Source organism: Actinoplanes sp. NPDC026619 (assembly GCF_040638295.1).
Classification (GTDB): domain Bacteria; phylum Actinomycetota; class Actinomycetes; order Mycobacteriales; family Micromonosporaceae; genus Actinoplanes.
Genome location: NZ_JBEZYA010000016.1, coordinates 72,275 through 91,321, shown reverse-complemented (window position 1 = coordinate 91,321; position 19,047 = coordinate 72,275). Strand labels below are relative to the sequence as shown.

At 71.1% G+C, this 19,047-nt stretch carries 20 protein-coding genes; 9 read left to right on the top strand and 11 right to left on the bottom strand.

Annotated elements, in window-relative coordinates; translation table 11 throughout:
- Positions 1-45 precede the first annotated feature (45 nt).
- From AB0E90_RS30840 to AB0E90_RS30830, 3 genes are all read left to right on the top strand, one after another.
- On the top strand, positions 46-1,860 hold the full coding sequence (locus tag AB0E90_RS30840; protein ID WP_360413588.1) for a phosphatase PAP2 family protein: 1,815 nt from the start codon (positions 46-48) through the stop codon (positions 1,858-1,860).
- A 128-nt stretch (positions 1,861-1,988) separates the two neighbouring features.
- A complete protein-coding gene (locus tag AB0E90_RS30835) occupies positions 1,989-2,192 on the top strand; it encodes a hypothetical protein (protein ID WP_360413585.1) in 204 nt (67 codons plus the stop codon).
- Positions 2,192-2,683: a hypothetical protein gene (locus AB0E90_RS30830; RefSeq protein WP_360413582.1), complete on the top strand. Its 492-nt coding sequence runs from the start codon at positions 2,192-2,194 to the stop codon at positions 2,681-2,683. Before AB0E90_RS30835 ends, AB0E90_RS30830 begins: the two co-directional genes overlap by 1 nt.
- On the opposite strand, the gene AB0E90_RS30825 is transcribed toward AB0E90_RS30830, so the two are convergent.
- Positions 2,676-3,662 carry a hypothetical protein gene (locus AB0E90_RS30825; protein ID WP_360413579.1) on the bottom strand — a complete coding sequence of 329 codons (987 nt, stop codon included), beginning with the start codon at positions 3,660-3,662 and terminating at the stop codon, positions 2,676-2,678. The genes AB0E90_RS30830 and AB0E90_RS30825 overlap by 8 nt on opposite strands.
- A gap of 30 nt (positions 3,663-3,692) precedes the next feature.
- Here AB0E90_RS30825 and AB0E90_RS30820 point away from each other — a divergent pair, with 30 nt between their 5' ends.
- The 4 genes from AB0E90_RS30820 to AB0E90_RS30805 are packed head-to-tail and all read left to right on the top strand — an operon-like array spanning position 3,693 to position 6,112.
- The gene (locus AB0E90_RS30820; protein ID WP_360414058.1) at positions 3,693-4,352 is read left to right on the top strand and encodes an SDR family oxidoreductase; all 660 of its coding nucleotides are present in this window, start codon (positions 3,693-3,695) and stop codon (positions 4,350-4,352) included.
- Between the two features lie 18 nt (positions 4,353-4,370).
- A complete protein-coding gene (locus AB0E90_RS30815; protein ID WP_360413576.1) occupies positions 4,371-5,039 on the top strand; it encodes an SMI1/KNR4 family protein in 669 nt (222 codons plus the stop codon).
- 36 nt (positions 5,040-5,075) lie between these two features.
- The gene (locus tag AB0E90_RS30810) at positions 5,076-5,396 is read left to right on the top strand and encodes a hypothetical protein (RefSeq protein WP_360413573.1); all 321 of its coding nucleotides are present in this window, start codon (positions 5,076-5,078) and stop codon (positions 5,394-5,396) included.
- Positions 5,375-6,112, top strand: a complete 738-nt coding sequence (locus AB0E90_RS30805) for an SMI1/KNR4 family protein (protein WP_360414055.1) — start codon at positions 5,375-5,377, stop codon at positions 6,110-6,112. The genes AB0E90_RS30810 and AB0E90_RS30805 overlap by 22 nt, the downstream gene beginning before the upstream one ends.
- Positions 6,113-6,178: 66 nt before the next feature.
- On the opposite strand, the gene AB0E90_RS30800 is transcribed toward AB0E90_RS30805, so the two are convergent.
- Positions 6,179-7,144, bottom strand: a complete 966-nt coding sequence (locus tag AB0E90_RS30800) for a hypothetical protein (protein WP_360413570.1) — start codon at positions 7,142-7,144, stop codon at positions 6,179-6,181.
- A 259-nt stretch (positions 7,145-7,403) separates the two neighbouring features.
- Here AB0E90_RS30800 and AB0E90_RS30795 point away from each other — a divergent pair, with 259 nt between their 5' ends.
- Entirely contained in the window at positions 7,404-8,855 is a 1,452-nt protein-coding gene (locus AB0E90_RS30795) for an amidase (protein ID WP_360413567.1), read from the top strand.
- A gap of 948 nt (positions 8,856-9,803) precedes the next feature.
- On the opposite strand, the gene AB0E90_RS30790 is transcribed toward AB0E90_RS30795, so the two are convergent.
- Entirely contained in the window at positions 9,804-10,478 is a 675-nt protein-coding gene (locus tag AB0E90_RS30790; protein WP_360413564.1) for a YdeI/OmpD-associated family protein, read from the bottom strand.
- A 77-nt stretch (positions 10,479-10,555) separates the two neighbouring features.
- Positions 10,556-11,440 (bottom strand): YwqG family protein, encoded by an 885-nt coding sequence (locus tag AB0E90_RS30785; protein ID WP_360413561.1) that lies wholly within the window; start codon positions 11,438-11,440, stop codon positions 10,556-10,558.
- A gap of 180 nt (positions 11,441-11,620) precedes the next feature.
- On the opposite strand from AB0E90_RS30785, the gene AB0E90_RS30780 reads away from it, so the two are divergent.
- Complete coding sequence (locus AB0E90_RS30780) at positions 11,621-11,869, top strand: hypothetical protein (protein ID WP_360413558.1); 249 nt, start codon at positions 11,621-11,623, stop codon at positions 11,867-11,869.
- Positions 11,870-11,901: 32 nt separating this feature from the next.
- Here the strand turns inward: AB0E90_RS30780 and AB0E90_RS30775 are convergent, their stop codons facing one another.
- From AB0E90_RS30775 to AB0E90_RS30745, 7 genes are all read right to left on the bottom strand, one after another.
- The gene (locus AB0E90_RS30775) at positions 11,902-12,627 is read right to left on the bottom strand and encodes a hypothetical protein (protein WP_360413555.1); all 726 of its coding nucleotides are present in this window, start codon (positions 12,625-12,627) and stop codon (positions 11,902-11,904) included.
- Positions 12,628-12,665: 38 nt separating this feature from the next.
- Entirely contained in the window at positions 12,666-14,255 is a 1,590-nt protein-coding gene (locus tag AB0E90_RS30770) for a HAMP domain-containing sensor histidine kinase (protein ID WP_360413552.1), read from the bottom strand.
- Positions 14,256-14,424: 169 nt separating this feature from the next.
- Positions 14,425-15,612, bottom strand: a complete 1,188-nt coding sequence (locus AB0E90_RS30765) for an ABC transporter permease (RefSeq protein ID WP_360413549.1) — start codon at positions 15,610-15,612, stop codon at positions 14,425-14,427.
- A complete protein-coding gene (locus AB0E90_RS30760; protein WP_360414052.1) occupies positions 15,609-16,274 on the bottom strand; it encodes an ABC transporter ATP-binding protein in 666 nt (221 codons plus the stop codon). The genes AB0E90_RS30765 and AB0E90_RS30760 overlap by 4 nt, the downstream gene beginning before the upstream one ends.
- 20 nt (positions 16,275-16,294) lie before the next feature.
- Positions 16,295-17,317, bottom strand: a complete 1,023-nt coding sequence (locus AB0E90_RS30755; protein WP_360413546.1) for a peptidoglycan-binding domain-containing protein — start codon at positions 17,315-17,317, stop codon at positions 16,295-16,297.
- The gene (locus AB0E90_RS30750; RefSeq protein WP_360413543.1) at positions 17,314-17,817 is read right to left on the bottom strand and encodes a hypothetical protein; all 504 of its coding nucleotides are present in this window, start codon (positions 17,815-17,817) and stop codon (positions 17,314-17,316) included. The genes AB0E90_RS30755 and AB0E90_RS30750 overlap by 4 nt, the downstream gene beginning before the upstream one ends.
- Positions 17,818-17,842: 25 nt before the next feature.
- A complete protein-coding gene (locus tag AB0E90_RS30745) occupies positions 17,843-19,045 on the bottom strand; it encodes an ATP-binding protein (protein ID WP_360413540.1) in 1,203 nt (400 codons plus the stop codon).
- Positions 19,046-19,047: the final 2 nt, after the last annotated feature.

Sequence of the window (19,047 nt, the reverse complement as noted above, 5' to 3'; positions counted from 1 at the left end):
CGGGAGTCGCCTGCGCGTCGCCGGGCCTGCCAAGCATTCCTGCACGTGGAAATAATTCTCAGCCGCCGTGCCCTGCTCAGCGCCGCCGTAGCCGGCGCCGTCCTCGGGGTCAGCCGTCCCGCGTTCGCCGCAACGGCCCCGGCATTCGTCGACGACTACCGCACCAACGTCGCCGGCAACCTGACCGCCGACACCAACGCGGCGGTGCGGATCCTCGCCGGCATGCAGCGGCTCTGGCAGACCGGCGCCGCCTGGAACACCGGCACCGTGCTCGACGAGGCCACCCTGCGCGCCAACCTGCGCTACTGCGTGCGGATCACCACGCACCGCAGCGCCGCCGACGCGGCCCGCGCGTTCATCCAGGACCGTCAGCACCAGAGTTACGCCGCGATCGCCGGCCTCGGCCCGCTCGCCGCTTCGTATCGCACCGGCGCCCTCGCCGTCACCGGCATCACCTCGGCGCCCATCGGCACTCCGCCCGCGAAGATCGACGACGCCGTCCCGGCCGGCGCGCCGGCCGGCTCCGCTCTCGGCGCCGGCTCCCCCACCTCCGCGCTCGGCCAGGTGGTCACGCTCGTCAACACCGTCCGCGGCTCGTACTCCTCGGGCAACCCCGGCAAGGCCGCCTACCAATACCCGCGGCCGTGGCGACTCGATGCGGAAAGCCAGGTCGTCGACACCGGAGTTCTGGATGAGTTCGGCTTCCCGATCTATAACTCGCCGGTCATCGTGGTGCCTCAGCTGCTGCGCCAGCGCAGCAGCACGCCGTCCGACGACGGCGGCTTCCCCAGCGGCCACACCAACGCTTTCCACCTGGCCGCGCTTGCTTTCGCGTACGCCGTGCCGGAGCGCTTCCAGGAGCTCGTGACGGCCGCCTTCGACCTGGCCGAGACCCGGATCGTGGCCGGCATGCACTCCCCCGTGGACGTGATCGGCGGCCGCATCCTGGCCACCGCGCTCGCCGCCGCGATCCTCAACGACCCGGCCAACGCCACCCTGAAGGCCGCCGCCCGCGCGCAGGCCCTGGCCTACTTCGGGAGCAGTCTCGCCGACGCGCACCGGGCCGACCCCACCGACGCGTACGCGAACCGGGCCGCCAACGAGCGCATCGTCACCCCGAAGCTGACGTACGGCCTGCCGCGCGGCCGCTCCGCCGCCGCGATGACCGTCCCGGCCGGCGCCGAGGTGCTGCTCGAGACCCGCCAGCCCTACCTGACCGCCGCCCAGCGCCGCGAGGTGCTGCGCACGACCGCGCTGGGCGCCGGCTGGCCGCTGCTGGACGGCCCGGAGAACTGGGGCCGCCTCAACCTGTTCGCCGCCGCCGACGGTTACGGCGCCTTCGACCACGACGTCACGGTCGCGCTGGACGCGGCGGCGGGCGGTCTCGCCGCCGCCGGCACGTGGCGCAACGACATCGGCGGCCGGGGCGCGCTGACCAAGAACGGCACCGGCACGCTGACGCTGACCGGCGCGAACTCCTACACCGGCGGCACTCTCGTCGCCGCCGGCACCCTGGTCGCCGCGTCGTCCTCGGCGCTGGGCCGCGGCGACGTGCTGGTGGCCGGCGGCACGCTGCGGGCGACGGAGGCGCTGCGCCTCGGCGGCGACTACCGTCAGCAGGCCACCCTGGCCGCGACCGTCCCGTCGCACTGCCGTGGCCCGCTGATCGAGGTCCGCGGCGAGGCGGTCCTCGGCGCGCACAGCGTCCTCGATGTCCACGGCGACGCCGGCCGGGACCTGACGGTGCTGCGCGCCGCCCGGGTCTCCGGCCGGTTCGGCACGGTGGTGGCCCCCACCGGCCTGAAGGCCACCGTCGCCTACACCCGCACGACGGTCACGGTCCGCCTCCGCCGCGCCTGAGCCGGCCGCGGCACCACCTCGAACCCCGCGAGCGGCCCGGCCCCGGCCGGGCCGCTTCGGGCGTTTTCGCACGGGCGGCGATGGGCGCGTGGTTGCTTGGAAGGAAGATCCGGCGCCGGCTGGTTCCGGTGGGGCGGGCGAGGTGGTGGGGCCGTGAGGCGATCAGCGGGAGACGGGCGGCCGCGAAGACCGCCATCGACGTGCTGCACCTGGGTTTCGTGTCGCTGCCCGAACCGGCCAGGGACACCACCGAGAAGCGCCGGGTCGACCTGCGGGGCACGATCACCCTCGTACGCTCGGTGCCTGGTCTGCCGGCTTTGATCGCGGCCTGATGATCGCCCGGACCGGGCTGGGCGCCAACCCGGTCCGCGTGCTGCTGGCGATCAACCTGGTGCTCTGGGCGGTGACCGTGCTGTTCCCGCTCCGCTCGTCGGTGTGGCTGCTCGGCGCCGGCCTGTTCGTCCACATGACCCTTTCGCCGTACGCGGAGGCCGCCGAACAGACCATCATGCAGAAGGTCGTCCCGTACGAACGCCAGGGCCGGGTCTTCGGTTTCGCCCAGAGTGTCGAACAGGCCGCGTCGCCGCTGACCGCCTTCCTGATCTCGCCGGTCGCGCAGTTCTTCATCCCGTTCATGACCGACGGCGTGGGCGCCCGAAGGATCGGCGGCTGGTTCGGCACCGGCGCCGAGCGCGGGCTGGCCCTGGTCTTCGTGCTGACCGGCGTGATCGGCCTGATCGCTACGGGCGCGGCACTGCGCAGCCGCCCGTACCGCCGTCTCAGCACCCGCTACGCGGAGGCGCCGGCCCCGATCGTCACCTGAACTGCTCGCGCTTCCATGACCGCGGGGCGATCGGCGGCGGGCCGGGGAGGGACGGTTTGATGGCGTGCCAGCTCGCTCGCCATTCGGCGGGGTGGCGCCCGAGGACGTCGCGCACTTCGTCGGCCAGTTCTTCGGGGCTGCGGTCCCGCCAGGGGGTATCGACGAAGATCTGGTAGTCGTCGTGCAGTTTGAGGGCTACCCGGAACACGCGCGGATCGCGATAGTCGTTGGCCACCCAGGACACCGCGAGACCGTGCGACTGCAGGGCCTCTCGGTCAAGATGCGTCCTCACGAGCCGCCCGGCGGTCCGCTCAGCCGTCTCCCACGAATGATCGGCGCCGACCCGCTCGACCTCCGCGGAGTACCGGTCGGCGGCGAAGGAGACCCCACGTGCCATCGGGACCTCGATCAACCAGTCCCAGTGCACCAGGTCCCCGTCGCTGACGATGACCACGTCGGTCGATCCGCAGCCGTACACGCCGCATCTGCATCGGGCGATCGGCACGGTGTGCGGCTGCGGCGTGGCCCGAAGCCGATCGGTCGCGACGATCAGGTCGTACGGGTCCATCCCGAGACCCGCGCCCGCGGAGGTCATCTCCGTCCCGTTGACGTAGACCTCCACCTGGAACCCGCCGCCGGCCTCGGCCGGTGCGGGCGCCACCGCCAGCCGCAGCGTGTCGATCACGGCCCGGCGGGCGACTCCACCACCTGCCGCCACCACGTAGCCGGGCGGCACCGTCCCCGGGCGGGGAATCCCCAGCTCGTCCAGCGCCCCATCGGCAAGCGCACCGACATCCGCCGACCGATCCCGCGGCGAGGCGCCGGCCAGCTCCCGCAGCGCCGGCGAGTCCAGGTCCTCGACGAGCGCCTGACAGGCGGCGTCGATCAGGTCCGGCATGCCATTCCCGGTGTCCGGGTTCCACCGGGCCACCGCGTCATATAGGCGCTGCTCCGCGGGCAGGCTGCGATCATCGGTCACAGCAACATTCTTCGCGCCGCCGCCACCGGTATTCCACCCCAAGCGCGACACCGCCGAGCGATCTCGCGTGCGTTCGCCTCGGCTGGTGCCGCTGTCGCGGTCGCGGACATCGATCCGGGCCGGGCGCGAGATGCCGTCGAGGAGTTGATCGGATCGGGTGCCCGCGCAATTCCACTCGCCGGCGACGTGCGGTCTCGGACGGCTGTGGACGACTTCGTCGCCGCCACCGTCGCCGAGTTCCACCGGCTCGACACTCTCGTGACCGTCGTCGGCGGGCAGGTGGCGTTCGTGCCGGCGGTGCGGCTGCACGAGATCAGTGACCAGGACTGGGATCTCGCGTACGAAATGAACCTCGGCTACGTGGCCCGCGCCGCCCGCGCGGCGATCCGTGCCTTCCTGGCCGGCGCCGCCAAGGCCGGCCTCGTCAGTCTGGCCAGGACGGTCGCCGCCGAGTACGCCGGCGACGGGATCCGGATGAACGTCGTGGCCTGCGGTGCCATCGCAACGGCGGTAGCCAACGTCGGTCAGCCCGCCGACGACGTGCCCGAGATTCCGATGCGCCGGCTCGGCCTTCCCGACGATGCCGCTGCGGCCGCTGTCTATCCGGCCTCGCCGCTCTCGTCCTACGTCACCGGGCAGAGCATCGTCGTCGACGGGGGCGTCACGGTCCGAGGCCCGTTTGCCGCGTGACCCGATTATCCTGGCGCCGTGATCAACTCCGACTGGTCAGCCATCGGCGAACGAGTCCGGCGACTGTCCGCACACGCCCACGCCGACCAGGTCTTTGGTGCGAACCACCATCGGTGGGAGCTGCAGGCGCCGCTGACGACAGATGAGCTGGCCGAGGCGGAGGCGCAACTGCGGGCTGAGCTTCCGGGCGAGTACCGGGCTTTTCTGTTGCAGGTGAGCCGCGGTGGCGCCGGCCCGGCGTACGGTCTCTTCCCGCTCCAGCGAGCCGGCGGCTGGTGGCGTTGGGACGGTGAAGGTGCCGATCTGACGGATGGCGAGACGCTGGCCCAGCCCTTCGCGCACACGGACGCCTTCAATCCCGCTGACGGCCTGCCCGAACCGCCCGAACCGGACACCTTCGGCTCGGAGGCGGCCTTCAACGAGGCCGAGGACGCCTACTGGGAACAGCACGATGCCACGGTGTTCGTCGCTGACCATGCGATCGGGCTGCTCTATCTCTGTCATCTCGGATCCGCTTACCGGGAAGCGATCGTCGTCAGCGGTCCGGCCCGTGGGCAGATGTGGGCCGACGACACGGCCGGAAGCGGGGGTTTCCGGCCGCTGCTCCGGCCGGATGGAGGCCGGCTCAGCTTCACTGATTGGTATCGGAGCTGGCTGGAAACGGCAGAGCTGCAGGTCCAGTCGTAGAACGACCAAGGCTGTGGGTGGGAGGCGGAGCGGCTGGTGTCAGCCGCGCTGGACGAGGCCGGGGTGAGCCGGATGGCGTACGGCCTGCGGGTTTCGCCGGCGGCCGACGCTGTGCTCGACCTGTTCGACTACGGGCCGGCCGTGGAAGATGTGATGTCGCCCTACCCGGTGTCGATGGTGTTGCGCGAGGGCGTGGTGCCGGAACCGTGGCGCCGGTTGCCTGAGCCGACGCCGAACGCGGCGCCGGCGCCGTCGGCGGATCCGGCCCGGTTGGAACGCCTGCTGCGGGAGCGGCTGCCCGGCTCGATCGGCGCGACCGACTCGGAGATCACGAGCTGCTGCCGATCGGCGAGCTGAGCATTGCCGATGCCCGCCGGCACTGGTCGCCCTGGTACTACGCGGCCGATGCCGCAGCCTGGACCCCGCCGGACGCCGCGGTTCAGGGCCTGCCCGGATCGCCGGGCTGGATCGTGTTCGCCAGCGACGGGGGCTCTGCCCGGTTCGCCGTCGACCTCACCCCCGGGCCCGCCGGTCACCTCGGTCAGATCATTGTGCTGGACGGCGGGCGGACCATCGGCGCCGACCTGGTCGCCGACTCACTCACCGACCTGATCGAGCACGGCGGCCAGGACCGGCGCACGCCCCGGCCGCATGAGCACCCGGCTGTCGCACGCATCAACGACAACGCGTTCACCAGCGTCGAGGCGGCCGCCCACCCGGACCTGGAGGTGCTGGTCATCGGCCGTTGGGACGGCGATCCGCTGAGCCTCGCCGCGGTCGCCGGCCTGCCCCGGTTGCGTACGGTCCAGGCGCGGGCCGGCACACTGGCCGACCCCATGCAGATCGCCCGGCTCACCGGCCTGGAGTACCTTGCGATCGGCCTCGACGAGTGGCGGACGCTCCTGCGGACCGCTGCCGTGCCGCGCGGGCTCGCCGCGGCCGGCATCGAGATGGACGGCCAGCAGGAGCCGCGGGACGTCATGGCACTCGCCAACGAGCTGCTCGCCCTCGGGGACCGGCCGCTGATCACCCGCACCACCGTCAGCGGCAATCTGCAGCCGAACGTGAGCTGACGGTCGTCTCGTGATGTGTGCTTCACCCGGGCCGGCGGGTGAAGCACACCTCAGCGCACGGTCCGGTCAGCAGACCTTGCGGAACTGCGCGCTCTGCACGTTGGCCTTGACCTGACCCGATCCGGCGGTCCCGCTGTTGGACGCGTACGCGAACAGCTTGATGTGCACCTCGGTGGGCGCGTCCAGGACCAGGAACGTGGAGATCGCCAGCGTCGGGTCCTGGGTCAAGGTGGTGCTGTCCGACTTGGGGATCATCACGCCACCGGCGGTGACGTTGTTCGTGAAGTCAGCGTTGATCGTGGCGCCCTTGACGACGGTCATCGTGCCGGTCAGGAACACGCCGGACGGCAGCCAGGTGTCGTTGTTGTTGAAGCCGGTGAAGCCACCGATGACGCGGGCGTCGTAGGTGCCCGCCGGCAGGTTCACGCTGCCGAAGTCGGTGGCTCCGGCGCGGATGCTGCCGCCGACCTGCGTCAGCGTCTTGGTGCTGGGCTCGATCGTCGAGATCGTCGCGGTGCACGTCGGTGCCGGCGTGGTGGTGGTCGGTGTGGTGGTGGTCGGCGTGGTGTACGACTGCAGCTGCAGGGTGAACCGCGTCCGTGCCGAGCTGGAGACGCTGAGCCGTCCCCGGCTGTCCAGCGCGACGTTCGCCGTGCCGCTCACGTTCTGGCCCCGCCGGTAGCTGACGGTCGCGCCGCCGGTCGGCCGGGTGCCGGCCGTGTAGACGGTCAGGCTGCCCGACGAGGCCGGGTTGACGCTGGTGATCTTGACGAGCGCGGCGGTGGCGTTCGACGGCACCGCCGTTCCCGAGAAGGTCCGTCCGGCGACCTGGACCGTCGTGGTCTTGCCGCCCTCCAGCGAGATGCCGGGCGGGCCGACGATGTAGGGGTTCGACGGCGTGGGCGTGGTGTCCGCGTTGGCGACGCCAACTGCGGCGACACCGCCACCGGCGACGACGGCCGCAATGGCGGTGGCCAGGGCGTACCGCTTCGCCCTGCCGCCCTTGATCGTGGTTGATGCGCTCTTGTTCATGGGGGATGTGCCTCTTCCAAGATCGCGCGAACCGATCGGCTGATCGGCCGCTCTCCCCCTGAACAACGCCGGCGGACCCCACCCGGACGCGCATCCGAACCGGGAGCGTCGCCGCAATCCCATAGACCACCGTATCTATGCCCTCGTGTTTCTACTGGTGGAGGAGGCGAAGACCGCTTGGGAAACGACTCATTCGGGCCTTGCTGTTGCGTGATCCGGGATTTCGTGTCCTCAATGGCGGGCCGATAGCTTCGCATTCATGAAATGGAGCTTCCAGTCGGCCGAAGATTTGATTGCCGCGTTGCGCGACGGTGCGGTTACGTCGGTGGAATTGACCGGCGAGGCGATCGCTCGTATCGAGCGGGACGACAAGACGATCAACGCGATCTGCGTGCCGGACTTCGACCGTGCGCGGGCCGCCGCACAAAATGCCGACCGAGCACGCGCGGGTGGTGAGGACCGGCCGCTGCTCGGCGTTCCGGTGACGGTCAAGGAGTCGTACGACATCGCCGGTCTGCCCACCACCTGGGGTATGCCGCCGCACCGGAGCTTCATGCCGGCGGAGGACGCGTTGCAGGTGTCGCGACTGAAGGCCGCGGGCGCAGTGGTGCTCGGCAAGACCAATGTGCCGTTGGGGCTGCAAGATATCCAGAGCTTCAACGAGATCTACGGCACCACCACCAACCCGTGGGATCACGGTCGCACGGCGGGCGGGTCCTCCGGCGGGTCGGCGGCGGCCCTGGCGTCCGGGTTCGGCGCGTTGTCCATCGGCTCCGACATCGCCGGCTCGCTGCGCACCCCCGCCCATTTCTGCGGCGTCTACGCGCACAAGCCGACGCTCGGGCTGGCGCCCCACCGCGGCATGGTCCCGCCGTCCGAGCCGGCCCTGCCGACCGACCTCGACCTCGCCGTCGTCGGCCCGATGGCGCGCACCGCCCGCGACCTCGCCCTCCTGCTCGACGTCATGGCCGGGCCGGACCCGCTCACGTTCGGCGTGGCGCACCGTCTGGCGCTGCCGCCCGCCCGTCACGAGCGGCTCGGCGATTTCCGGGTCCTGGTCCTCGACGAGCATCCGCTCATCGGGACCGGGTCCGCCGTACGGGCGGGCGTCAACCGGGTGACCGCCGCGCTCATCGACGGCGGCGCCCGGGTCGCACGGCACAGTCCGCTGCTGCCCGATCTGACCGAAGCCGCGACGCTCTACATGCAGTTACTGATTTCGGGCTCCGTTGCGCGCTTTCCCATCGAGTCGCACGAGCAGCTGACGACCCGCGCCGCCGGGCTGAGCGCGGACGAACAAAACCTCGACGCCGTACGTCTACGCGCCATGGTGTTCAGCCACCGCGACTGGATCGTGGCGAACAACCGCCGCGAGGTCCACCGCCACGGCTGGCGCCAGCTGTTCGCCGAGTTCGACGCCGTGGTCTGCCCGATCACGCCGACGCCTGCGTTCCCGCACGACCACAGGCCCAATCCGATGGAACGGCGGATCGACATCGACGGCGTCGAGTACCCGTACTTCGACCAGCTCGTCTGGGCCGGCCTGGCCACCATGCCCGGCCTGCCCGCCACCGCCATACCCGCGGGCCGGACCCCCGAGGGCCTGCCGGTCGGAGTGCAGCTCATCGGTCCGATGTTCGAGGATCGCACCCCGCTGCGGCTGGCCGAACTGCTCGAGCAGAGGATCGGCGGCTTCCAGGCACCGAAGTGACCTGTGGAAGCTCTTGTCTACGCTGGCCGACGATGCGTACCGGACATCGACTTCGAGGTGCTGTTCCCTGGCTGCTTCTCGCGGTTGCTGGGGTCGCTGCGCGCATTGTGGGCGACTGGTATCCCGTTCCCGCGCTGGCCGGGCTGATCGGCGTCGCAATCGTCGGCGTCGCGGTGATTCTGATCCTCCGCTTTCGGGCCTACCGCCGGATGACGAGTTGGTCCGCGAAAGCGGGCTGGAGCCCGATTGACGGCAACAGCCGGGAATGGCCTTGGCAAGGTTTGAACCTCAGCGGTGAGGCAGTGGTCAAACGGGCCTGGACCAAGGAATGCAACGGTCTCCGGGTGACTGCGGGCGGCGCAGTTGCTCGATCTTGGCCCGGAGGTCAGCAATTGGCCCGCCGGCGACCTTGGCCAGGAGACGCCGGGCTAAAGCAGTAAAAGCGCCAGGTCAAGCGAGCGAACGAGAAAGCGGACGACGGCTACGCCCCTATGTCAGCCGCGCGGGCCGCCGGGGTCATGTCGGTTGCACATCCTGGTGTGCTCGCCCGCCCTCTCGATGTCGCGGCGGCGATCGCATCGGACAGGACGCGGGACCACCCTCGGTGGGAGCCGGATCGTCCGGCGCGGATATGCCGTCCATGGTGACCGCGCAGGTCGGACGGCTGGATCAGGCGCTCGAGCTCAACAGTCGAAGTCATAGGCGTCAACCTATGAAATGGCCATCGGCTGCCGCGTGAGTCGCCGTACTCAATCGTGCCTGAGCCTCTTCCGTGGTGTCTGGGCCGACAAAGGACCACGCCGACGCCCGGCACCACGTCGCTCGGTCGCCGGCCCCGGCGTCGCTTCATGGCGCGACGTTACGAGTTGCGATCACCTTACGGACGGTCAGCGTGAGCGCGAGATCGGCGGCCTCCGCACTCAGCCGTGCCACGAGCTGAGCCTACGACTACCGGCCCGTCCCGAGGTTCTGGTCGCCAGCCGGCCTGGCGCTCTCGTCAGACAGCCCCGTCAGGACGTCGGCGGGTCCGCCCGGCCTGGCTCGCTGTGGGTGGATCGTCTCGTGCCGGGCCAGCAGCGCCACGAACTCGGCGATCTTCCGGGTGCGTGTCTCGGCCCGCTTGACGGCATTGACCCGGCCGATGAGGGCGAAGCGGTTGCTTTTGGTGAGAACGTCGAACATTGCCTGCGCCGCCGGGTCGGCTGCGATCGCGACCAGCAGGTCGGCCGGCACCTCCGCTTCCGACGACGGCGCATAGGCAGCCGTCCACCGCCCGTCGGCCTTTGCGGCGTCCACCGCGGCGCGACCGGCGGGCAGCATCAGGCCGGCCGCCTCCAGCCGGGCCACGTTGGCGACGTTGCGTTGGGACCAGATGCTGCGGGAGCGGCGTGGGGTGAACCGCCTCCAGGAACTTCCTTCGTCGCGTGTGCGGGCCTGCCCGTCGATCCAGCCGAAGCACAGTCCTTCGTCGACCGCCTGCTGCCAGGTCAGCGTGGTGACAGAGCCGCCCTTCCTGGTCAGAACGAGCCACACGCCCGGGGAGGCGGTGTGGTTGTCCAGCAGCCACGCGCGCAGCGCCGCGCCGTCGGCCACGATCAGCTCGTCCAGTTCGGTTGCTCCCACCACCGCAGGCTAGTCGAGCGATCCTGCTCTCCCACCCGCGGCATACCGCCCGCCGTTCGACTCGATTCGCCGGCCGTTCAGGAGCACTGGAAGGTGAAGGCGGCGGCTTCGAAGCGGGCGGCAGCGATGTCGTCGGGCCGCATCATCCAGTACAGGCTGCCGCAGTCGCCCCACATCATCCCGGCATCGTCGTCGGAGTCGATCTGCACCAGCGAAGTCCACCGGCGTGCCTGGTCACACAAAGCCGGATCGGAGTAGGGCAGCCTGGAGCCGAGGTGCTGCTGCGCGGCTTCGACCTCGACGGACCCCTGCACGGGATCGGCGTATCCGCCGAGGTAATGGCGTGGAGGTTCGGTCCGGTCGCCGACCTCGTCGCGGAAATCGTCGCTGTTGGACGCGTCGGCCATGAAATCCCGATCAGCATCGGACAGCTGCGCGACGGCCGACCGCAATGCAGGATGCTCCCAGTCCGGCCCCGTCGCGATCAATTCCCCCGTGAGTGGAACTTCGGGGTAGATGGCCGCGCCGGGCTCAGTCCGCACCGTCGTCACGGTCCCCTCCGGGACGAACACGACGAGGCCCGTCGGTGGTTGCTCTACCGGCACCGGGTCACTGATCAGGAACACCTCGTACGGATCCTCCGACGGGTCGCGGTAGAACAGCAGCAATGTGCCGTCCGCCGGCAACGGCACGTCCAGGCTGCTGATCGGCAGCCGGCTCAGATCGATGCCCGCGACGAAGCCCAGCGATCGCCCCGCCTGCGACCGCGGCCAGGGCATGCCGTCCGGCAACGCCGGCGATCCTCCCAGCTGCCCGACGGTCTGCTCGCCTGCCTCTGCCCGCCGCAACCGGATGGCGGGCCGCAGCAGCCCGATCCACGCGTCTGCCACTGCGGGCGGAAGCGTCGCGCGCGCAGCCTCGATCAGCCCTGCCGCATTCACCATCGAGCCCAGGATCCCCACGCCGGCATCTTGCCACCGGAGACGTCCCCGATCGACTACAAAAGGCGCCCGCAGGACGTAAGTGTCTTCTCAAAGCGACGCATCGGTTGGTTCACTCAGAGCAGTCCACCCACCCTCCGGTCGAAAGGCAGTGTCTGGCCGCGGCTCGGCTGGATCTGATCGGTCACTGAGGAGATTGACATGTCGGACAATCCGAACCGTCCCGAGAAGCCGGCGCCGCAGGGGCTCGAGGGGCCGGCCCGGGAACTCAAGCCGTCGCCGGAGATGCAGCAGCGCCTTGCTGAGTTCCGCGCCCAGAAGGAAGCCAGGCAGGACTCCGGCTCGATCGTGGACCACCGGCCGGGCAAAGCCCTCAACGACGCCGACCAGGCCGCCGGGCGGCAACGCGGAGAGACCGCGGCCGCCCAGCGCAACCGGACAGACGGCTGACCGGGGCCGGATGACCTGATCGCCGTGGGCGGTCAGGTCGCCAGGTAGCGGAGGCCGCGTTTGAGGAAGGTGCGTGGGTTGGTGTCGAGGTGGCGGGCCCACTGCGGGTTCGGCTCGCCGCGGAGTTGGGCGTAGCGGGCCAGGCCGTAGCCGTACATCGGTTCGGTCAGGTAGCCGAGGCGGCTGGTCTGGGTGTAGGCGTAGGCGCCTCGGGCTTCTCGTGAGTAGTCGAAGGCGGCGTTGGCGGTGAAGATGCCCAGGCCGAAGAAGATGGTCAGCAGGTCGGTCAGGGGCTCGTGGTCCGGTTGCCGGGCGGAGATGCGGCCGTCGGCCAGCAGCAGGACGTGGCCCAGCTCGTGTGCGAGGGTCGCCACCAAGGCCATCGGGCGGGCGGCCTGATCGTCGCGGATGCCGATCACCGAGCGGCCGTCGCGCAGGCGGTGATGGCCGGCCGCGCCCGTCCCGGCCGTGGTGATCGGGACGTGTGCGGACAGTTCGGGGTTGTCGTCGGCCTCGTCGTGTTCCAGGTCGATCCGCGCGATGTCGATTTCCATGTGGGAGCAGAGCCGGGTCAGGACCGCCCGGACGTCGTCCCGGGTGCCCCGGTAGGTGCCGGGGAAGTAATCGTCGGTGGGCAGGACCACCTCCGCGCTCAGCCTGGTCGTGCCGAACTGGGAGACCAGCCAGTCCATTGATCGCTCGATCCAGGCCTGCTCGACCGGCCGCACCGGGCACTCCGCCTGTCGCCTCCAGAGCATGCCCGGATTGTGCGCCAGGACCGCAACCCGCGGGGGCGTCATTCGGGTGCTGAGTACCCCGGCAGGGTGACCCGGAAGGTGGCTCCGCGGCCTTGTTCGCTGATCACCTCGACGGTGCCCTGGTGTGCTCGGACGATCGCCGCGACGATCGACAGGCCGAGTCCGGTGCCGGTTGCCGCCCGGTCGGTGTGCCGGGTGCGTGCCTCGTCGGCGCGGTAGAACCGTTCGAAGACGAGGGTCTTCTGCTCCTCGGACAGGCCCTGGCCGGTGTCGGAGATCTCCACCGTCAGCCGGTTGCCGGGCTCGGCGGACAACCGCAGCGTGACGGCGGCGTCCGGCGGGGTGTGCACGAGCGCGTTGGTCATCAGGTTGCCGATCACCTGACGGAGACGAGCATCATCGCCGTACGCCACCAGCTGTTGAGGTTTGTCCTTGACCTCGAGGTTGATCTCTCGGCCGGGCGCCATGGCTTCGGCCGCCTGCACTGCCTCCAGTGCCAGCACCGGCAACTCGACCGGGCCGAGTGTCAGCGGCCGTTCCTGGTCGAGCCGGGCCAGCAACAGCAGGTCCGTAACGAGCAGGCCCATCCGGGCGGCCTCGTCCTCGATCCGGCGCACCAGCCGGGCCATGCTGCCGGGGTCGGTGACCGCGCCCTGGCGGCAGAGCTCGGCGAAGCCGCGGATGGTGGTCAGCGGGGTGCGCAGCTCGTGCGATGCGTCCGCCACGAACTGCCGCATCTTTGCCTCCGAAGCCACTGCCCGGGCCTCGGAGGACAGCGCCTGCGTCGCCGAGGCGAGCGCCCGCGCCTCGGAGAGCTGGGCGGCCTCGGCTGCGTCCCGGGCCGCGTGCTCGGACTGCGCCCGCGCGGTGAAGGCCGCCTCGATCTGAGCCAGCATGGCGTTCAGCGCGTGCGACAACCGGCCCAGCTCGGTGGTGGGATCCGCGCCGTCGTGGTCCTCGGGGTCGGGCACGCGCTGGGTGAGGTCGCCGGCGCCGATCGCGGCGGCGGTGCGCTCGATCTGCAGCAGAGGCATCAGGCTCCGCCGCACCAGGGCCGCGCCGAGCGACGCCAGCGCGATCAGCGCGCCGACACCGACCAGCACGTCGGCGCGGATCAGGCGCGCGATGGCGTCGTCGATGCCGGCCATCCGCTGCCCGACGTGCAGCACCGAGTCGTTGCTGAGCCGGACCACCAGCATTCGCCACACGTACGCGCCGTTGGCCGAGCGCGCCGTGTAGGGCGTGTCCGCGTGGGCGTTGATCTCGTCGAGGCCGGACAGGATCGCCGGCAGGTCGGTGGTGGTCAGTTTGCCACCGGCGTAGACGTCACCCACGCCGGAGACCGAGGTCACCGCGGCCAGGTAGTCCGGTGGCACGACCACCCAGTAGTGGGTGAGCGCGCGATTGTTGCTGGCGGCGGTCTCCACCGAGGTGTCGGCGAACGCGCGGAGCTGGTCGTCCAGCCGCGAGATCAGGTAGCTGTGCAGGACGTAGGTGCTGATCAGGCTGATCAGGGAGAGCGCGGCGAAGACCAGGACCAGCACCGAGGCGACCAGCTTGGTGCGCAACGAGACGCGGCTCAGGTGGGGCTGCTGCGGGATCAAGGCACGGACCCGCTCGGACACCATGCCGGCATCTTCTATCAGCCCGCTGGCCGCTCGCTGCGCCTCAGCTGCGAGGTGACTGGGAACGCTCTTAACACCGTCCCTTCACGACGAGCGGTCACCCGGCCGGGGATGAGTGGGAACGCCGCAGCGCGCAGGTCCCTGAACGTCCCGCGAGTTCAGGGGCCCGCTGCTACGCGCTCCCGAGGGCCTCGGTGGGTGACATCCGGGCGGCCCGCATCGCCGGGTAGAAGCCGGCCACGCCGCCGATGACCAGGGTGGCGCCCACCCCGCCGGCCATCGCCCAGACCGGGACCACGGTCGTCCACGCCTGACAGGTCGCGAAGGCGGCGGTGACGCCGATGCCGAGCACCACCCCGCCCACGCCGCCGAGCAGCGACAGCAGCAGAGCCTCGGACAGAAATTGGGTACGGATCTGGCCACGGGTGGCGCCGAGCGAGCGGCGCAGGCCGATCTCCGCCCGGCGTTCCAGCACCGAGATGACCATCGTGTTGGCCACCCCGATCCCGCCGACCAGCAGCGCCACCGCGCCCAGGCCGACCAGCAGGGCGCTGAACGTTCGCTCGGTGGCCTGTTTCGCCGCCAGCACCTGCGACGGGCGCGAGACCTCGACCAGGCCGGGATCCTCCGGGTTGGCGGTGGCTCCGAGCAGCGGTTGTACGGCGGTGACGGCGCTCTCCGCGGCCCGGGTGTAGATCGTGGTCGGATAACCGTCGAAGCCCAGTTCCGCCTCGGCCACCGGCCACCCGACGAACGCGCCGTAGTCCAGGTCGGAGAGCAGATCGTCGGGGGCGAGGATGCCGACCACCGTGAACCACCGGCCGCCGAGCCAGACGAGGGTGCCGGCCCCGGTCCGGAAGACGGCCAGCTGGTTCGCCGCCGTCGATCCGAGCACGACGGCCGGATAGCGCGCCTGGGCCTCGTTGAGCCAGCCGCCCGCGACCGTCTCCAGGCCGGTGACCATCGGCAGGTCCACCCGGGCCGCGTACACCGTGATGCCCCCGGCCTGCTCGACCGGGAGGTGGTCGTTGCGGTAGACCCGGGCCTCGGTCCGGCCGACCGCGGAGACCCGCTCGACACCCGGCATCGCACCGATCATGCCGAGGGCGGTGTCCGGCAGATGCGCGCCGTCGCCGCCGGGCAGGTGGCCGGGCGCCACGGTCAACAGGTTCGTGCCGAACGCGAGCTCGTGCCGCGACGACGCCGAGATGCCCATGACGCCGACCATCGCCGCGATGCCGATGGCGATGCCCAGCGCCGACAGGACCACCCGCAGCGGCCGCGATCGCAGGCCGTACCCGCCGACCCGGACGACGTCGGCCGCCGCCATCCGGGCCGGCTGCCGCGGGGTCGCGTTCATCGGGTCGCCCCGTCGTGCTCGATGCGGCCGTCCCGCAACCGGACCTCGCGCGGCAACGTGGCCGCGATGTCCCGGTCGTGGGTGATGATCACGACCGTTGTGCCGCCGGCGTGCAGCTCGTGCAGCAGTTCCATGACGACGCCGCCGGCGTGTGAGTCGAGGTTGCCGGTCGGCTCGTCGGCCATCAGCAGCGGCGGGTCGCCGAGCACCGCCCGGGCGATCGCCACCCGCTGCTGCTCGCCGCCGGACAGCTCGTGCGGCCGGTGCCGCATCCGATCTCCGAGGCCGACCCGGCGCAGCGCCCGTTCGGCCGCCTGCCGCCGGTGCGAGAGCCGCTTTCCCTGGTAGAGCAGGCCGTCGGCGACGATGTCGAGGGCGGGCACGCCGCGGGCGAGGTGGAACTGCTGGAAGACGAAGCCGATGGCGGCGGCGCGCAGCGCGGAGAGTTCCCGATCGCTGAGCTCGCCGATGTCGAACCCGTCGACGCGCAGGGTGCCCGACGTCGGCCGGTCGAGGGTGCCCATGATGTTGAGCAGGGTGGACTTGCCGGAGCCGGACGGGCCGACGACGGCGAGCAGTTCGCCCCGCTCGATCCGCAGGTCGGCGTCGCGCAGCGCGGTCAGCGCGCCGTACCGCTTGGCGACCTGGTGGAGGTCGACGATCGGGGCGGTCACCGGACCCGTCATTGGGGCACCCCCACCGATGCGCCCTCGGCGACCCCGGTCACCTCGACGTAGCCACCGGCGAACAGTCCGGTGGTGACCGGCACGTAGTCGCCGCCCACCACGACCGCGTAGCCGCCACCGGGACGGGCCACGAGGGCATCCACCGGCACCGCGAGCACATTCGTGCGGGTCTCGGCGGTGAGGTCCACGTCGACCCGGGAGACCCGGTAACTGCCCAGCTTCGCCGGGTCGGTCACGGCCAGCCGCACCGGCAGGGTCGCGCCCCCGCCCTTCTCCTTCGCGGCCGGCGTGCCGATCCGGGTGACCCGCGCCGGAACCGTGGTCTCGTCCGGCAGCCGCACCGTCGCCACCGCGCCGACCTTGACCAGATCGGCGTAGTCGGTGTCCAGGTCGACCCCCACGATCGGGGTGGTGCCGGTCCACTGCATCAGGACCCCGGACGCGGCGGTCCCGGGCGTGGCGGTGAGCGTGGCAACGCGGCGTGCCCCCGATGACACCACGGCGTCGCCCGGCTGCACCACGCCGGTCCGGTCCCGGCCGAGGTCGCGCTGCCACTCGCGCACCGCGCCCGCCGTGGCCGCGGTGTACTTCCCGTCGGCCGTGAACCCGCGGTACCCGAGCGCGGCGAGGTTCCGCTCGAGCTGCCGCACGTCGTCGCCCGCGCGGCCGGCCGACAGTGTGCGGTAGAGCGGGATGGAACCGTAGAGGAGCGGGATCCGCTTCTGGTCGACGCGGTAGACCGTGTCACCGCGGGCGATGACATCGGCCTCGGCCGGCAGCCACGTGACCATGCCCGGGGCGCCGGCCGCCACCGGGGCGGAATCGCCGTAGCCCAGCGTCCCGTCGACCGTCTGGGAACGGGTCATGGTCCTCCGCCCCACCGTCGCGGTGGCCGGCGGCCCGGTGCGAGCGGCGCCCGCGGGGCTCGCGCCTCCGCCGCCCAGCAGGCCGGTGCCCGCGGCCACCGCGGCCGAGCCGACCGCCAGCGCGGGAAACAGGATAAGTGCCCGCCGTCTCACTGGTCCACGACTTTCAGCGAGCCCCCGGGAAAATCGGACTCACACGATTTTCGGGCGGTCTCGAATTCGGTGGAGTCGCCTTTGATCCCGGTGCCGGCGAGATTTATCGTAATGGTGCTTCCGGTCACCTGCCCGCCCGGGAACTTGGCGAGCGCGGCGCGCATGCATTTCATCCAGGCCGAGACCTTCGACTGATCGAGGCCGTCACCGCCGGCGGCGTCCCCGTCGTCCTGCGGCTGCTTGTCCCGGCAGGCCTCGGCGGCCTTCTTCCCGGCCGGAGTGTCCAGCAGCTCCCCGCCGCCGACCTTTGTTCCGCCGCCCACCTGCTCCGGGTCGGGGAACGTCGGCAACCCGTTCGCCCGCAGGCATTTCGCGTAGGCCAGATTCTGCTGGAAAGTGTCGCCGCCGGACGACGAATCATCGGATCCGGCACCGCATCCGGCAGTCAGGAAACCGAGCAGGATCGCGATTCCGAACAGTACTTTTCGATTGGTCGGCATACGTATTGTTCTACGCTTCGAGCGGTCACACGACGGGCACAAGAACCGCCTTTTCGGCGGCGAACAACACCGTCAGCTCGAGGCCGCCGGCCGGCCGGGCACGGACGGTCAACTCGGCCGCGTGGGCGGTGACGATGGCCTGCACGATGGACAGTCCGAGGCCGTGATGACCGTCGTCCGCGGCCGTCCGGTCGAGCCGCTGGAACGGGTGGAGCAGACGGTCCACCATCTCCGGCGGGACCGGCGGCCCGGTGTTGGTCACCGCGAGAAACGTGCGCTCGTCCCGGGTGCCGGTGGCCACCTCGACGCGGCCGCCCGGGACGTTGTAGCTCATCGCGTTGTCCACCAGGTTGGCCACCAGGCTTTCGACCAGCGCCGGGTCGCCGGTGACCGGGGCCGGGCCGAGATCGGCCACCACCTCCGGGCCGCCCGGCCGCGTGGCCCGCAGCACGTCGCCGGTCAGCGCGGACAGATCGACGCTCTCCCGGCGATCCAGGCCGCGCTCGCTGGTCGCCAGCACCAGCAGCGATTCCAGCAGCCGGGCCTGCTGCTCGCTCAGGACCATCAGCTCCCCGAACCGCGCCCGGAACGTCTCCGCCGTAGCGTCCGGGTCGATCACCGCCTCCTCGAGCAGGGCGTGTTCCAGGGTCAGCGGCGTCCGCAGCTCGTGCGCGGCGTTGGCGACGAACCGCTTGTGCGACTCGAGGGCCGACTCGAGCCGGCCGAGCAACCCGTCGATCGTCTCGGCGAGGTTCCGCAGCTCGTCGCGCGGCCCGGTGGCGGCCAGCCGCTCGTGCACGTTGCGCGCCGAGATCTGCCGGATGCTGCTCGTCATGGTCTGCAGCGGCCGCAGCACCCGACCGGCCACCAGCCGGCCGAGCCCGGCCGCGACGACCGCCATGATGGCCAGCGCGATGCCCGACTGGGTGATCAGCTGCCGCATGATCGCCGACTGCCGCGCTGAGGCCTGCGCCTCGACCACGTCCCGGAGGCGCCCCTCGGCCTCGGTGAGGGCGCCACCCGGCAGCGCGTTCACCACCGAGCCCGGCAGCGTCTGCACCACGACGGTGTTGACGGTCTGGCCGCCCGCGGTAATCGGGCTGTGCGTGGACATCGAGATGCTCGACCCCTTCTGCAGCATCAGGAGGTAGGTGATGGTCAGCAGAAGCGCGCCGGAAAACAGGAAGAGGACCCCGTACAGAAGGGTGAGCCGCAGCCGGACCGTCATGC